The following is an 11,977-nucleotide window of genomic DNA, read 5'->3' as shown; positions in this document are numbered from 1 at the left end:
TCCAATGTGGGAGCTGGCTTGCCCGCGATAGCGGTGTATCAGCCACCAGAAAGTTGCCTGATACACCGCTATCGCGGGCAAGCCCGGCTCCCACAGGGTATGGCGGTGACGCCTATAACTTGGTTTCTTCCACCGGCACATGCATGCGATCCCGGTTAGCCAGGGTCGGGAACAGCTTGATCCACACCCCGGTCACCACCAGCGTACCAACCCCGCCCATCACCACCGCAGGCACGGTCCCAAACCAGTGGGCGGTTATCCCGGATTCGAACTCGCCCAATTGATTTGAGGCGCCGATAAACAGGCCATTGACCGCACTCACCCGCCCGCGCATTTCATCTGGGGTTTCCAACTGCACGAACGACGCACGGATCACCATGCTGATCATGTCCGCCGCGCCCAGTACCACCAGCACCGCCAGGGAAAACCAGAACGAGGTCGACAGGCCGAAGGCAATGGTTGCCACCCCGAACACGCCGACGGCAGTGAACATCACGCGGCCCACCTGGCGGTCGACCGAAAAGCGCGCCAGCCATAGTGACATCAGCAACGCGCCCACGGCCGGTGCCGACCGCAGCAGGCCCAGGCCCCAGGCGCCGGTCAGCAGGATGTCCTTGGCGAACACCGGCAACAGCGCGGTGGCGCCGCCCAGCAGCACGGCAAACAGGTCCAGGGAGATGGCGCCGAGAATGTCCGGGCGGCTGCGGATAAAACGAATGCCGGCCAGCAGCGAGTCCAGGGTGGCCTTGGCTTTGTTCAGCGGAGTCTGGCGCGCGGGCAAGTTCAGGGTCAGCACGCAGGCGATCAGGTACAGCGCCACGGTGGGGCCGTACACCCACACGCTGCCAAACGCGTAAAGCAAACCGCCCACGGCCGGTGCGACGATGGTCGCCAGTTGCTGGGCCGATTGCGAGGCGGCCACCGCGCGGGGGAACAGCGCGCTGGGCACGATGCTGGGCAAGAGCGCCTGGGTGGTGGGCATTTCAAACGAGCGCGCGGCGCCCAGCAGGAAGGCGAGGATAAAGATCATCTCGCGGGTCACGTTGCCGGTCAGGCCACCGATGGCCAGGGACAAGGCAATCAGCGCCTGCAAGGTCTGGCAGATAGCGGCGACCCTGCGGCGTTCATAGCGATCAGCCACGTGCCCGGTGTGCAGCATGAACAGCACGCGCGGTATGAATTCCACCAGGCCGACCAGGCCCAGGTCCAAGACGTTGCCGGTCAGCTGGTAGAGGTTCCAGCCGATCGCCACGGTGAGCATCTGGAAGCCGCTGGCGGTAAAGATCCGCGCCAGCCAGAACGCGATAAAAGGGCGGTGGTGACGTAACAGCAACGCAGGTTCAATGGGCATCGGCAATCAGGTCGGCAACGGGAGAAGGGCGAGATTAGCATCAAGCTGTAACAAATAGTTGCAAGAACTGAGCTGAGGCAAGCTGTCACGCGGCAAAAGACCACACAGTCCTACCGCAAAAATGGGACTACTCTTTCAACGATGCTTGATCCAGATCAAAACCTGCCCCGGGATTGTTCTGGTGGCCGAAAGGCCAGATTCCCCACGCGATGGGTAATAAAAGAAACGAATTGAAATTCGCCACACTCCATATCCGTGGGGGCAGTGGGTGCAGGCTCCCAGCCAGCAGCCGGTATTACCTGACAGAGGAAGACTTATGTTCGGTTTGGAGGCGCTAGATCTCGCCCGAATTCAATTCGCGTTCACCATCTCATTCCACATCCTGTTCCCGGCGATCACCATCGGCCTGGCCAGTTACCTTGCGGTGCTGGAGGGCTTGTGGCTCAAGACTCATAACGATACCTACCGTGACCTCTACCATTTCTGGTCGAAGATCTTTGCCGTCAACTTCGGCATGGGCGTGGTATCGGGCCTGGTCATGGCCTACCAGTTCGGCACCAACTGGAGCCGCTTCTCGGACTTCGCCGGCGCCGTCACCGGGCCGTTGCTGACGTACGAAGTGCTCACGGCCTTCTTCCTCGAGGCCGGTTTCCTGGGTGTGATGTTGTTTGGCTGGAACAAGGTGGGGCGCAAGCTGCACTTCTTCGCCACGGTGATGGTCGCCGTGGGTACGCTGATCTCCACATTCTGGATTCTCGCCTCCAACAGCTGGATGCAGACGCCCCAGGGCTTTGAAATCATCGATGGCCGCGTGATACCGACTGACTGGCTGGCGGTGATCTTCAACCCGTCGTTCCCCTACCGCCTGATGCACATGGCCACGGCTGCTTTTGTTGCCACGGCGTTCTTCGTCGGCTCGTCGGCGGCCTGGCATTTGCTGCGCGGCAAGGACAACCCAGCGATCCGCAAAATGCTTTCGATGGCGATGTGGATGGCGCTGATCGTTGCGCCCATCCAGGCGGTGATCGGCGACTTCCATGGCCTTAATACCCTCAAGCATCAGCCGGCCAAAATCGCCGCGATTGAAGGTCACTGGGAAAATATCGGCAACGAGCCCACGCCGCTGATCCTGTTCGGCTGGCCGGACATGAAAGCCGAGAAAACCAAGTACGCGGTCGAGATTCCGTACCTGGGCAGCCTGATCCTGACTCACTCCCTGGACAAGCAGGTGCCGGCGCTCAAGGAGTTTCCGCCTGAAGACCGCCCCAACTCGACCATTGTGTTCTGGTCGTTCCGGGTCATGGTCGGCCTGGGGTTCCTGATGATCTTCACCGGTCTGTTCAGCCTGTGGCTGCGCCGGGGCGACAAGATGTACACGTCCAAGCCGTTCCTGTACCTGGCGTTGTGGATGGGCCCATCTGGCCTGATTGCGATTCTTGCCGGTTGGTTCACCACCGAAATCGGTCGCCAGCCCTGGGTGGTCTACGGCTTGATGCGCACGGCGGATGCCTCCTCCGGGCATAGCCTGACGCAGATGACCATTACCCTGGTGTTGTTCGTGGTGGTGTACTTCGCGCTGTTCGGCGCGGGCCTGGGCTACATGATGCGCCTGGTGCGCAAAGGCCCCGTGACCCACGACAGTACCGAGCCGACCCATGGCGGCCCTGGCCAGAAACGCACGCCGGCGCGTCCATTGTCTGCTGCCGACGATGGCAGTGATAACGACCACGACCACATCCAGCACAAGGGGAATTGAGATGGGTATTGATCTTCCGCTGATCTGGGCCGTGATCATCATCTTCGGCATCATGATGTACGTGGTCATGGACGGCTTCGACCTGGGGATCGGCATTCTTTTCCCGTTTATCCCGGGCAAAGTCGACCGTGACGTGATGATGAACACCGTGGCGCCCGTATGGGACGGCAACGAAACCTGGCTGGTACTTGGCGGCGCGGCGTTGTTCGGCGCGTTCCCGCTGGCCTATTCGGTGGTGTTGTCGGCGCTGTACCTGCCGCTGATCCTGATGCTGATCGGGCTGATCTTCCGCGGCGTGGCCTTTGAGTTTCGCTTCAAGGCCAAGGACCACAAGCGTCACCTGTGGGACAAGGCGTTTATTGGCGGCTCGCTGGCGGCGACCTTCTTCCAGGGCGTGGCGCTGGGTGCCTTTATCGACGGCATCCCCGTGGTGGACCGCCAGTTCGCCGGCGGCTCACTGGACTGGCTCACGCCGTTCACGATGTTCTGCGGTGTGGCGCTAATCGTGGCGTATGCCTTGCTCGGCTGCACCTGGCTGATCATGAAGACCGAAGGCAAGTTGCAGGAGCAGATGCACAACCTGGCGCGGCCTTTGGCGTTTGTCGTGTTGGCGGTGATCGGCGTCGTCAGCATCTGGACGCCGCTGACCCACCCGGAAATCGCGTCGCGCTGGTTTACCCTGCCGAACCTGTTCTGGTTCCTGCCGGTGCCGATCCTGGTGCTGGTCACCATGTACGGGCTGATCCGCGCTGTGGCACGTAATGCGCACTACACGCCGTTCCTGTTGACGCTGGTGCTGATCTTCCTCGGCTACAGCGGCCTGGGGATCAGCCTGTGGCCGAACATCATCCCGCCGTCCGTATCGATCTGGGATGCCGCCGCGCCGCCGCAAAGCCAGGGCTTCATGCTGGTGGGCACGCTGTTCATCATCCCGTTCATCCTGGGCTACACCTTCTGGAGCTACTACGTGTTCCGCGGCAAGGTCACCCACGAAGACGGCTATCACTAGGAGGGTTGAAACATGTCCAAACCTTCGTTGCACGAGATTGAACAGGCCGAGAAGCAGCCGTTGTGGCGGCGCCTGGGGTGGCTGGCGATGATCTGGACCGGCAGCGTGCTGGCCCTGTTCGTGGTGGCCAGCCTGATGCGCATGTTCATGAATGCGGCAGGCCTGAGCACGCACTGACACCAATAATGTAGGAGCGAGCTTGCTCGCAAAAAAACTGAGAACACCGCGGGGCGTCAGGTACCCCGCGTTATCGTTGACGTTTTTCGCGAGCAAGCTCGCTCCTACAAATAAGCAGGGGTTTTTTATTTACGCGCTTTGAGGATGACAAACTTGGGCGTGGCCGCTACTTGCTCGACGCCACGGAACAGCCGCGCCAGCTTGCTGTGGTAGCCCAGGTGACGATTGCCGACGATGTACAAGGCGCCGCCGACCACCAGCGCTTCGCGTGCCTGCTGGAACATGCGCCAGGCCAGGAAGTCGCCCACCACTTGCTGTTGGTGAAACGGTGGGTTGCACAGCACCACGTCCAGCGACTGCGGCTCCTGGCCGGCCAGGCCGTCGCCGGCATGCACGGTGACGTCCCGTTCACCCAAGGCGGCTTGCCAGTTTTCGGCGGCCGATTGCACCGCCATGTACGACTCATCCACCAAGGTGTAATGCGCATCGGGGTTGTGCAGGGCGCTGGCAATCGCCAGTACGCCGTTGCCGCAACCCAGGTCCGCCACGCGGGCACTGCCCAGGTTTTTTGGCAGATGCGGCAGGAAGGCGCGGGTGCCGATGTCCAGGCCTTCGCGGCAAAACACGTTGGCGTGGTTACACAACTCGATGACCGGCGCATCCAGGGTATAGCGGGTCGGGTAGGGCGAGACCGCGGCAGGGCGCTGCTCGACGCTGGCGATCAGCAACCGTGCCTTTTTGACCGCCAATGAGGCGTGCATGGGGCCGATGTAACGCTCCAGCAATTCGCCCGCAGCCCGGGGCAAGTGCTTGACCATTGCACCTGCGATCACCTCGGCGCCGGGCGCCAGTTGCCCTTGCAGGCGGATCAGTTGTTCTTCCAGCAACGCCAGGGTTTTCGGCACGCGGATCAATACGCGATCAAACGGCCCGGTCGCAAGCTGGCTGGCCGGTATGATGGGCACGGCATCAAAGGGTTTGCCGTTGCGCACCAGGTTTTTTTCCAGGCCCTGGGCCGCGAGGAACGAGTCACCGCTGGAGGTCACCTGCACCTGGCCTTGAAGGCTGGCCGCCAGTGCGCCGAAGCTGTCATTGAGGACCAGCACGCGGGTGGCGGCAGTAGGCTGCTGCGCGGCGAGGTGGCTGAGCAGGTATTCGTCGGCGGCATCGAAGGCTTGCAGCGGATCATTGTGTTGCTCTGGCTGACGAATCAGGTCGAGCTGGGCGAAAGGGCTGTCAAGCAGGGGCATGGCGGGGCAAGGCTCTGGGTAATCGACGGACCGTCTGAGTGAACGGCGGGGCAACCATGGGAAGCGCACCCTCAACACTCAGAATTGGCCGTAAATGTTACGTTTTTTTCAACGCGATGACATGCGGTGTTTTGCGTGGGCTAAAACAGCCCGGCTTTAGCGGCGCGCAGCACGGCCTGGATCTTGTTGTGCACGCCCAGCTTCTTGAAGGTACTGCTGATATGAAAGCCCACGGTGCGTTCGGACAGGCAAAGAATCGCGGCGATCTCGGAAGCAGTCTTGCCCATCGCAGACCACTTGAGGATTTCCGTTTCCCGGGCGGTCAATTTGCTGGGCGCTTTGATCTCGGGCGCGTCGGCGTACTTCTGCGCGACGACCGCATGCATTGCATGGCAAAGCCACAACACCTGGCCGGCTTTTTCGTAAAGCTCTTGCGGGCTGACCTCGCCCTTGCTGCGAACCAGGGTCAGCATGCTGAATACACCCTGGAAATCATGCACGGCTTGGGTCCAGCCTAAATGCACCCCGCAGGACTGGGCCAGCTCCCACAACTGGGGGGTGTTGGCAAAGGTTTTTTGCTCCCAGAGAATGGGCAGTACCGAACTTTTGCAGTGGGTTACAACGGGGTCTACATCGAAGTAGTGTGCTTGTTTATAAATGTGGCTCCATTCGTTTGGATAGTTACTAAATAGAATGGGTTTTGTTTGAGTGTCTTGTGACTGGGAGCTCATCGTAAAAGAGCAATATTCGAAACCCAGCTCATAGGTGTGGTTAATCACCATCTCAAACACACTGGTGATTTCACTCTCGCCTTCCAGCTTGGGCAGCCGGGTGTTATGCCAATTGACCATCGGTGACTCTCCATAGGTTTCTGTGTGACTTGGGTACGTCCTGATCTCCCAATGCAACTCGAAAACAAGTGTAGGGGAAGTCCTACAACTGAGTCTGAAAAATATTTTACTTACAGGGTTTGTTTCGCACGCCGGTTTTGTATAAGGCTTGGAGTTTTGTATAAGGGCACTTGGCAGCGAAAGTTTTTTCAACGTTTTTAATGTCTTAAAAACAGTATCAAAATGATGTCGTTGTAAGTGCTGTTTCATCTAGTGAGGTGTTCGGGTGCATTAATAGCCAAATAATTAGTTCCACTGAGGCGCCCATGGTGTAGCCCCTGGCTGGCTCAAAAACGCGCGCGCCAGCTGCGCGAGCCTTCAGCGATTGCAAAGCCAGTATCAATCATCGGTGTTTGCGCGGTCTGTTTTGAGGGACACTAACGGCCTGTGCAAAACGGAGCCCCCCATGACGGCCAGTGCTGAGAAATTTACCCGCCAGACCCTGCTCGATGTGCAATCGCTGACCCCCAGCCTGTTCACCTTGCGCACCACCCGCGATGCCGGTTTTCGTTTTACCGCCGGCCAGTTCGTGCGCCTGGGCGTTACCAAGGCGGATGGCAGTACCGTCTGGCGTGCCTATTCCATCGTGTCTTCGCCGTTTGACGAGCATCTGGATTTTTTTTCCATCGTGGTCCCCGGCGGTGAGTTCACCAGTGAACTGAGCCGCCTGAAGGTGGGCGATACCTTGCTGGTAGAGCGCCAGGCCACGGGTTTTCTGACCCTCAACCGCTTTGTCGACGGGCGCGACCTGTGGATGCTGGGAACCGGTACGGGCATTGCGCCGTTCCTGTCGATCCTGCAGGACTTCGAAGCCTGGGAAAAATTCGAGCGCATCATCCTGGTGTACAGCGCCCGGGAAGCCAAGGAACTGGCCTACCAGTCGCTGATCAACACACTGGTTGAGCGTGAGTACCTGGCCGATTACGCCCACAAGCTCACCTACATTCCCATCGTCACCCGCGAGCTGCATCCGGGCGCGTTGAACGGGCGTATTACGGCCCTGATCGAAAATGGCGAATTGGAGCGGGCCGCCGGCGTGGAGCTGACGGCGCAGGATTCGCGCGTACTGATTTGCGGCAACCCGCAGATGGTCGATGACACGCGCCAGTTGCTCAAGCAGCGGGACATGCAACTGAGCCTGAGCCGACGGCCTGGCCAGGTGGCGGTAGAAAACTACTGGTAGAAAAAAGGCGCCTTGCGAGGCGCCTTTTTTTTGCAACCGCGGGTTAAAGCGGCTTGTTGTTCTGTGCCTTGAGCAGATCGCGGATCTCGCCCAGCAGCACTTCTTCCTTGCTCGGCGTCGGCGGCAGGCTTGGGGCCACGGCTTCTTCGCGCTTCAGACGGTTGATCGCCTTCACGCCCATGAAGATTGCAAACGCGACGATCACAAAGTCGATGATGCTCTGGATGAACTTGCCGTACGCCAGCACAACCGCAGGTACATCACCCTGTGCGGCCTTGAGCGTGATGGCCAGATCGGCAAAGTCCACACCACCGATCAGCAGGCCGATGGGAGGCATTATCACGTCGCCTACAAATGAGGAAACAATCTTACCGAAGGCAGCACCGATGATGATACCGACGGCCATGTCGACCACATTACCTTTGACCGCGAAGGCCTTGAACTCACTGATCACGCCCATAGGTTATTCCTTGTTACAGTTGAGGAGGGTGGAGGTCAGTGTAATTCAGTCGAACAGCGCTTGCTCGACACAACTGTTAACACTGTCGGTTTTTATCGACACATCAAATCGCAAATAGTTTGCAAAGTGCCATCAATCGCGCGCGAATTACCGGCTATTTCAGCGAGTTACCAGATTATTTTCTTAATCGGGCCTGTGGTGTTTTTCTATTTATCTTCTGACTCGCAGGTCACTAGCCTCTGACAAGCACAACAGAATGTGCGCTAAAAAAACCAGAGGAAACCTCGATGAACACTCCAATCAGCCGCAGGCCCGTGTCGGCGCGCCATGCGCTGGCACTGGTGACCGCCAGCCTGCTTTCCCTCTCCGTACAAGCCGCGAACCTGACCCGCGATAACGGGGCCAACGTCGGTGATAACCAGAACTCCCAGACCGCCGGCGCCAATGGCCCGGTGCTGCTGCAAGATGTGCAACTGATCCAGAAGCTGCAGCGTTTCGACCGCGAACGCATTCCCGAGCGCGTAGTACACGCGCGCGGCACGGGCGCCCATGGCACCTTCACCGTAACCGACAACCTCAGCGACCTGACCAAGGCCAAAGTATTCGCCGCCGGTGAAACCACACCGGTGTTCGTGCGCTTCTCGGCTGTGGTGCATGGCAACCACTCCCCCGAAACCCTGCGGGACCCACGGGGCTTCGCCACCAAGTTCTATACCGCCGAAGGTAACTGGGACCTGGTCGGCAATAACTTCCCCACGTTCTTTATTCGCGATGCCATCAAGTTCCCGGACATGGTCCATGCCTTTAAACCGGACCCGCGCACTAACCTGGACGATGACTCGCGTCGTTTCGACTTCTTCTCCCATGTTCCAGAGTCCACTCGTACACTGACCGAGTTGTACTCGGACTCCGGCACCCCAGCCAGTTACCGCGAAATGGACGGCAATGGTGTACATGCCTACAAGTTGATTAACACTAAAGGTGAAGTGCACTACGTCAAGTTCCATTGGAAGAGCCTGCAGGGCATCAAGAATTTGGATCCAAAACAAGTCAGCGAAGTGCAAGGCCGTGACTACAGCCATATGACCAATGACTTGGTCACGCACATCAACAAAGGCGACTTCCCCAAGTGGGACTTGTATGTGCAGGTGCTCAAGCCTGAAGACCTGGCCAAGTTTGATTTCGACCCACTGGATGCCACCAAAATCTGGCCGAATGTGCCCGAGCGCAAAGTCGGGCAAATGGTGCTGAACCGCAACCCGGCCAATGTGTTCCAGGAAACCGAGCAAGTGGCGATGGCCCCGGCCAACCTGGTACCGGGTATCGAGCCGTCGGAAGACCGCTTGCTGCAAGGCCGGGTGTTCTCCTACGCCGATACGCAGATGTACCGCCTGGGCGCGAACGCCCTGCAACTGCCGATCAACGCTCCACGGGTCACCGTCAACAACGGCAACCAGGACGGCGCGATGAACTTCGGCAAGACCACCACCGGCGTGAACTACCAGCCAAGCCGCCTGTTGCCACGCGAAGAGCCGCAAACCGCGCGCTACAGCCAGTCGCCGCTGTCGGGCAGCACCCAGCAGGCCAAGATCCAGCGTGAGCAGAACTTCAAGCAGGCCGGTGATCTGTACCGTTCCTACACCAAGAAAGAGCGCGAGGACTTGATCAACAACTTCGGCGGCTCATTGGCCACCACCGATGACGAGAGCAAGCACATCATCCTGTCGTTCCTCTACAAGGCGGATCCGGAATACGGCACCGGCGTGGCCAAGGTCGCCAAGGGCGATCTGGCTCGCGTGAAGGCGCTGGCGGAAAAACTGACTGACTGATTCGTTGGTTGCGGTCGGCGCCTTCACGGGCGTCGACCTTTGGCAGGAGAACACCCTATGCGCATCTCTATCGGTTTACTGATGGCCATGCTGGCCTTCGCTGCCCATGCCGAGTCTCCCGACCCGGTGGCGCTCAAGGCGCAGTTGCAGGACTACTATTTCGACGCCGCCCGTCGTGGCGACCTCGACATGCTCAACACCTTCATAGAGTCCGGTTACGGCCTCAATGCTCAGGATGACAAGGGCTACACCGCGTTGATCCTGGCTGCTTATCACGGCCAGGGCCCGTATGTGGAGCGTCTGCTCGATGCCGGCGCCGACGCCTGTGTGCAGGATAAACGCGGCAACACAGCGTTGATGGGCGCCATCTTCAAAGGCGAGCTGAAAATCGCCCAGCGCCTGTTGGCCACCGACTGCAACCCTGACCAACGCAACGGCGCAGGGCAGACCGCCGCCATGTATGCCGGGCTATTCAAGCGCGTCGAGTTGCTGGGGGCGCTGCAAGCCAAAGGCGCCGATCTGAACGCCGAAGACCCGGTCGGGAACAGCGCTTCACGTTTAGCCAAGGGCGAAATCCGGACCCCAGCGTCGCGCTGAGCTATCATCGCGGTTTTTCGGTTGGAGGTTCTCATATGGCAAAGGCCAAGCGCATGTACGGCTGCACAGAGTGCGGCGCGACCTTTCCCAAATGGGCGGGCCAGTGCTCCGAATGCGGCGCGTGGAACACCCTGACTGAAACCATGATCGAGAGCGGCGGTGCCGCGGCCCCCACCGGCCGTGCCGGCTGGACTGGGCAACAGGCGCAGATCAAGACCCTGGCCGAAGTCAGCGTCGAAGAGATCCCGCGCTTTTCCACCGCCTCCGGCGAACTGGACCGGGTCTTGGGCGGTGGCCTGGTGGACGGCTCGGTGGTATTGATTGGCGGTGACCCTGGCATCGGCAAGTCCACGATCCTGCTGCAAACCCTGTGCAGCATCGCCAGCCGTATGCCAGCGCTGTATGTCACCGGCGAAGAGTCCCAGCAGCAAGTGGCCATGCGCGCCCGGCGCCTGGGCTTGCCTCAGGATCAGTTGCGGGTGATGACCGAAACCTGCATCGAAAGCATCATCGCCACGGCGCGCATCGAAAAACCCAAAGTCATGGTCATTGACTCGATCCAGACGATTTTCACCGAACAGCTGCAGTCGGCACCCGGCGGCGTGTCCCAGGTGCGCGAAAGCGCTGCGCTGCTGGTGCGTTACGCCAAGCAGAGCGGCACGGCGATCTTCCTGGTCGGCCACGTCACCAAGGAAGGCGCACTGGCCGGGCCACGGGTGTTGGAACACATGGTCGACACCGTGCTGTATTTCGAAGGGGAATCCGACGGTCGCCTGCGCCTGCTACGGGCGGTGAAGAACCGCTTTGGCGCCGTCAACGAACTGGGTGTGTTCGCCATGACCGACCGGGGGCTGAAAGAAGTCTCGAACCCCTCGGCGATTTTTCTCACCCGCGCCCAGGAAGAAGTCCCAGGCAGTGTGGTGATGGCGACGTGGGAAGGCACCCGGCCGATGTTGGTGGAAGTCCAGGCGCTGGTGGATGACAGCCATTTGGCCAACCCTCGGCGGGTCACGCTGGGGCTGGACCAGAACCGCCTGGCGATGTTGCTGGCGGTGCTGCACCGGCATGGCGGCATTCCGACCCACGACCAGGATGTGTTCCTTAACGTGGTGGGCGGGGTCAAGGTGTTGGAGACCGCGTCCGACCTGGCGTTGATGGCGGCGGTGATGTCCAGCCTGCGTAACCGGCCGCTGCCCCATGACTTGCTGGTGTTTGGCGAGGTGGGTTTGTCGGGTGAAGTGCGCCCGGTGCCGAGTGGGCAGGAGCGCTTGAAGGAAGCGGCCAAGCATGGCTTCAAACGGGCGATTGTGCCCAAGGGCAATGCCCCGAAGGAGGCGCCGCCGGGGTTACAGATCATTGCTGTGACACGCTTGGAACAGGCGTTGGATGCGCTGTTCGAATAATCCGCAACACTGCTGAACCCCTGTGGGAGCTGGCTTGCCTGCGATAGCGGCGGGTCAGCTTACCCATCCTTG

11 protein-coding genes and 1 pseudogene are annotated in these 11,977 nt (G+C 59.9%); 7 read left to right on the top strand and 5 right to left on the bottom strand.

The annotated features are described in order from the left end of the window. Positions 1-112: 112 nt before the first annotated feature. Complete coding sequence (locus E1K68_RS23930) at positions 113-1,351, bottom strand: MFS transporter (RefSeq protein WP_034133747.1); 1,239 nt, start codon at positions 1,349-1,351, stop codon at positions 113-115. A 316-nt stretch (positions 1,352-1,667) separates the two neighbouring features. Between E1K68_RS23930 and E1K68_RS23925 the strand changes: the two genes are divergently transcribed. The 3 genes from E1K68_RS23925 to E1K68_RS23915 are packed head-to-tail and all read left to right on the top strand — an operon-like array spanning position 1,668 to position 4,293. Further along, entirely contained in the window at positions 1,668-3,107 is a 1,440-nt protein-coding gene (locus E1K68_RS23925) for a cytochrome ubiquinol oxidase subunit I (protein WP_034133746.1), read from the top strand. A 1-nt stretch (position 3,108) separates the two neighbouring features. Continuing rightward, positions 3,109-4,116: a cytochrome d ubiquinol oxidase subunit II gene (gene cydB, locus E1K68_RS23920; protein ID WP_003194329.1), complete on the top strand. Its 1,008-nt coding sequence runs from the start codon at positions 3,109-3,111 to the stop codon at positions 4,114-4,116. Positions 4,117-4,128: 12 nt separating this feature from the next. Beyond that, positions 4,129-4,293, top strand: coding sequence for a DUF2474 domain-containing protein (locus E1K68_RS23915; RefSeq protein ID WP_003194328.1), 165 nt, complete (start codon positions 4,129-4,131; stop codon positions 4,291-4,293). 3 nt (positions 4,294-4,296) lie between these two features. On the opposite strand, the pseudogene E1K68_RS27960 reads toward E1K68_RS23915, so the two are convergent. From E1K68_RS27960 to E1K68_RS23905, 3 genes and pseudogenes are all read right to left on the bottom strand, one after another. Beyond that, a pseudogene (locus E1K68_RS27960) lies at positions 4,297-4,389 on the bottom strand (outer membrane lipoprotein carrier protein LolA); the annotation flags it as partial. 29 nt (positions 4,390-4,418) lie between these two features. Beyond that, on the bottom strand, positions 4,419-5,543 hold the full coding sequence (locus tag E1K68_RS23910) for a class I SAM-dependent methyltransferase (RefSeq protein ID WP_212614749.1): 1,125 nt from the start codon (positions 5,541-5,543) through the stop codon (positions 4,419-4,421). Positions 5,544-5,683: 140 nt separating this feature from the next. Beyond that, on the bottom strand, positions 5,684-6,394 hold the full coding sequence (locus E1K68_RS23905) for a LuxR family transcriptional regulator (RefSeq protein WP_003194324.1): 711 nt from the start codon (positions 6,392-6,394) through the stop codon (positions 5,684-5,686). Positions 6,395-6,839: 445 nt separating this feature from the next. Here E1K68_RS23905 and E1K68_RS23900 point away from each other — a divergent pair, with 445 nt between their 5' ends. Further along, complete coding sequence (locus tag E1K68_RS23900; protein ID WP_003194322.1) at positions 6,840-7,616, top strand: ferredoxin--NADP reductase; 777 nt, start codon at positions 6,840-6,842, stop codon at positions 7,614-7,616. 43 nt (positions 7,617-7,659) lie between these two features. Here the strand turns inward: E1K68_RS23900 and mscL are convergent, their stop codons facing one another. After that, a complete protein-coding gene (gene mscL / locus E1K68_RS23895; protein WP_003194320.1) occupies positions 7,660-8,076 on the bottom strand; it encodes a large-conductance mechanosensitive channel protein MscL in 417 nt (138 codons plus the stop codon). A 287-nt stretch (positions 8,077-8,363) separates the two neighbouring features. Here mscL and katB point away from each other — a divergent pair, with 287 nt between their 5' ends. Genes katB through radA form a run of 3 tightly spaced genes read left to right on the top strand, consistent with a single transcriptional unit; the run spans position 8,364 to position 11,905 of the window. Beyond that, entirely contained in the window at positions 8,364-9,905 is a 1,542-nt protein-coding gene (katB, locus tag E1K68_RS23890) for a catalase KatB (RefSeq protein WP_169913685.1), read from the top strand. A gap of 57 nt (positions 9,906-9,962) precedes the next feature. Then, entirely contained in the window at positions 9,963-10,502 is a 540-nt protein-coding gene (locus E1K68_RS23885) for an ankyrin repeat domain-containing protein (RefSeq protein WP_034133741.1), read from the top strand. A gap of 35 nt (positions 10,503-10,537) precedes the next feature. Further along, on the top strand, positions 10,538-11,905 hold the full coding sequence (gene radA / locus E1K68_RS23880) for a DNA repair protein RadA (protein WP_003194313.1): 1,368 nt from the start codon (positions 10,538-10,540) through the stop codon (positions 11,903-11,905). Positions 11,906-11,977 lie beyond the last annotated feature (72 nt).

The sequence above is a fragment of the Pseudomonas sp. B2021 genome (assembly GCF_018135665.1).
Lineage (GTDB): Bacteria > Pseudomonadota > Gammaproteobacteria > Pseudomonadales > Pseudomonadaceae > Aquipseudomonas > Aquipseudomonas lactis.
Note: the sequence above shows the minus strand (reverse complement) of the source record. Positions and strands in the feature narration are given on the sequence as shown.

Excerpts from the sequence above, each read along its gene's own strand:
- E1K68_RS23885 (WP_034133741.1), top strand. The coding sequence starts at position 9,963 with ATGCGCATCTCTATCGGTTTACTGATGGCCATGCTGGCCTTCGCTGCC.
- cydB (WP_003194329.1), top strand. The coding sequence starts at position 3,109 with ATGGGTATTGATCTTCCGCTGATCTGGGCCGTGATCATCATCTTCGGC.
- E1K68_RS23930 (WP_034133747.1), bottom strand. The coding sequence starts at position 1,351 with ATGCCCATTGAACCTGCGTTGCTGTTACGTCACCACCGCCCTTTTATC.
- E1K68_RS23900 (WP_003194322.1), top strand. The coding sequence starts at position 6,840 with ATGACGGCCAGTGCTGAGAAATTTACCCGCCAGACCCTGCTCGATGTG.
- mscL (WP_003194320.1), bottom strand. The coding sequence starts at position 8,076 with ATGGGCGTGATCAGTGAGTTCAAGGCCTTCGCGGTCAAAGGTAATGTG.
- E1K68_RS23915 (WP_003194328.1), top strand. The coding sequence starts at position 4,129 with ATGTCCAAACCTTCGTTGCACGAGATTGAACAGGCCGAGAAGCAGCCG.
- E1K68_RS23925 (WP_034133746.1), top strand. The coding sequence starts at position 1,668 with ATGTTCGGTTTGGAGGCGCTAGATCTCGCCCGAATTCAATTCGCGTTC.
- radA (WP_003194313.1), top strand. The coding sequence starts at position 10,538 with ATGGCAAAGGCCAAGCGCATGTACGGCTGCACAGAGTGCGGCGCGACC.
- E1K68_RS23905 (WP_003194324.1), bottom strand. The coding sequence starts at position 6,394 with ATGGTCAATTGGCATAACACCCGGCTGCCCAAGCTGGAAGGCGAGAGT.
- katB (WP_169913685.1), top strand. The coding sequence starts at position 8,364 with ATGAACACTCCAATCAGCCGCAGGCCCGTGTCGGCGCGCCATGCGCTG.
- E1K68_RS23910 (WP_212614749.1), bottom strand. The coding sequence starts at position 5,543 with ATGCCCCTGCTTGACAGCCCTTTCGCCCAGCTCGACCTGATTCGTCAG.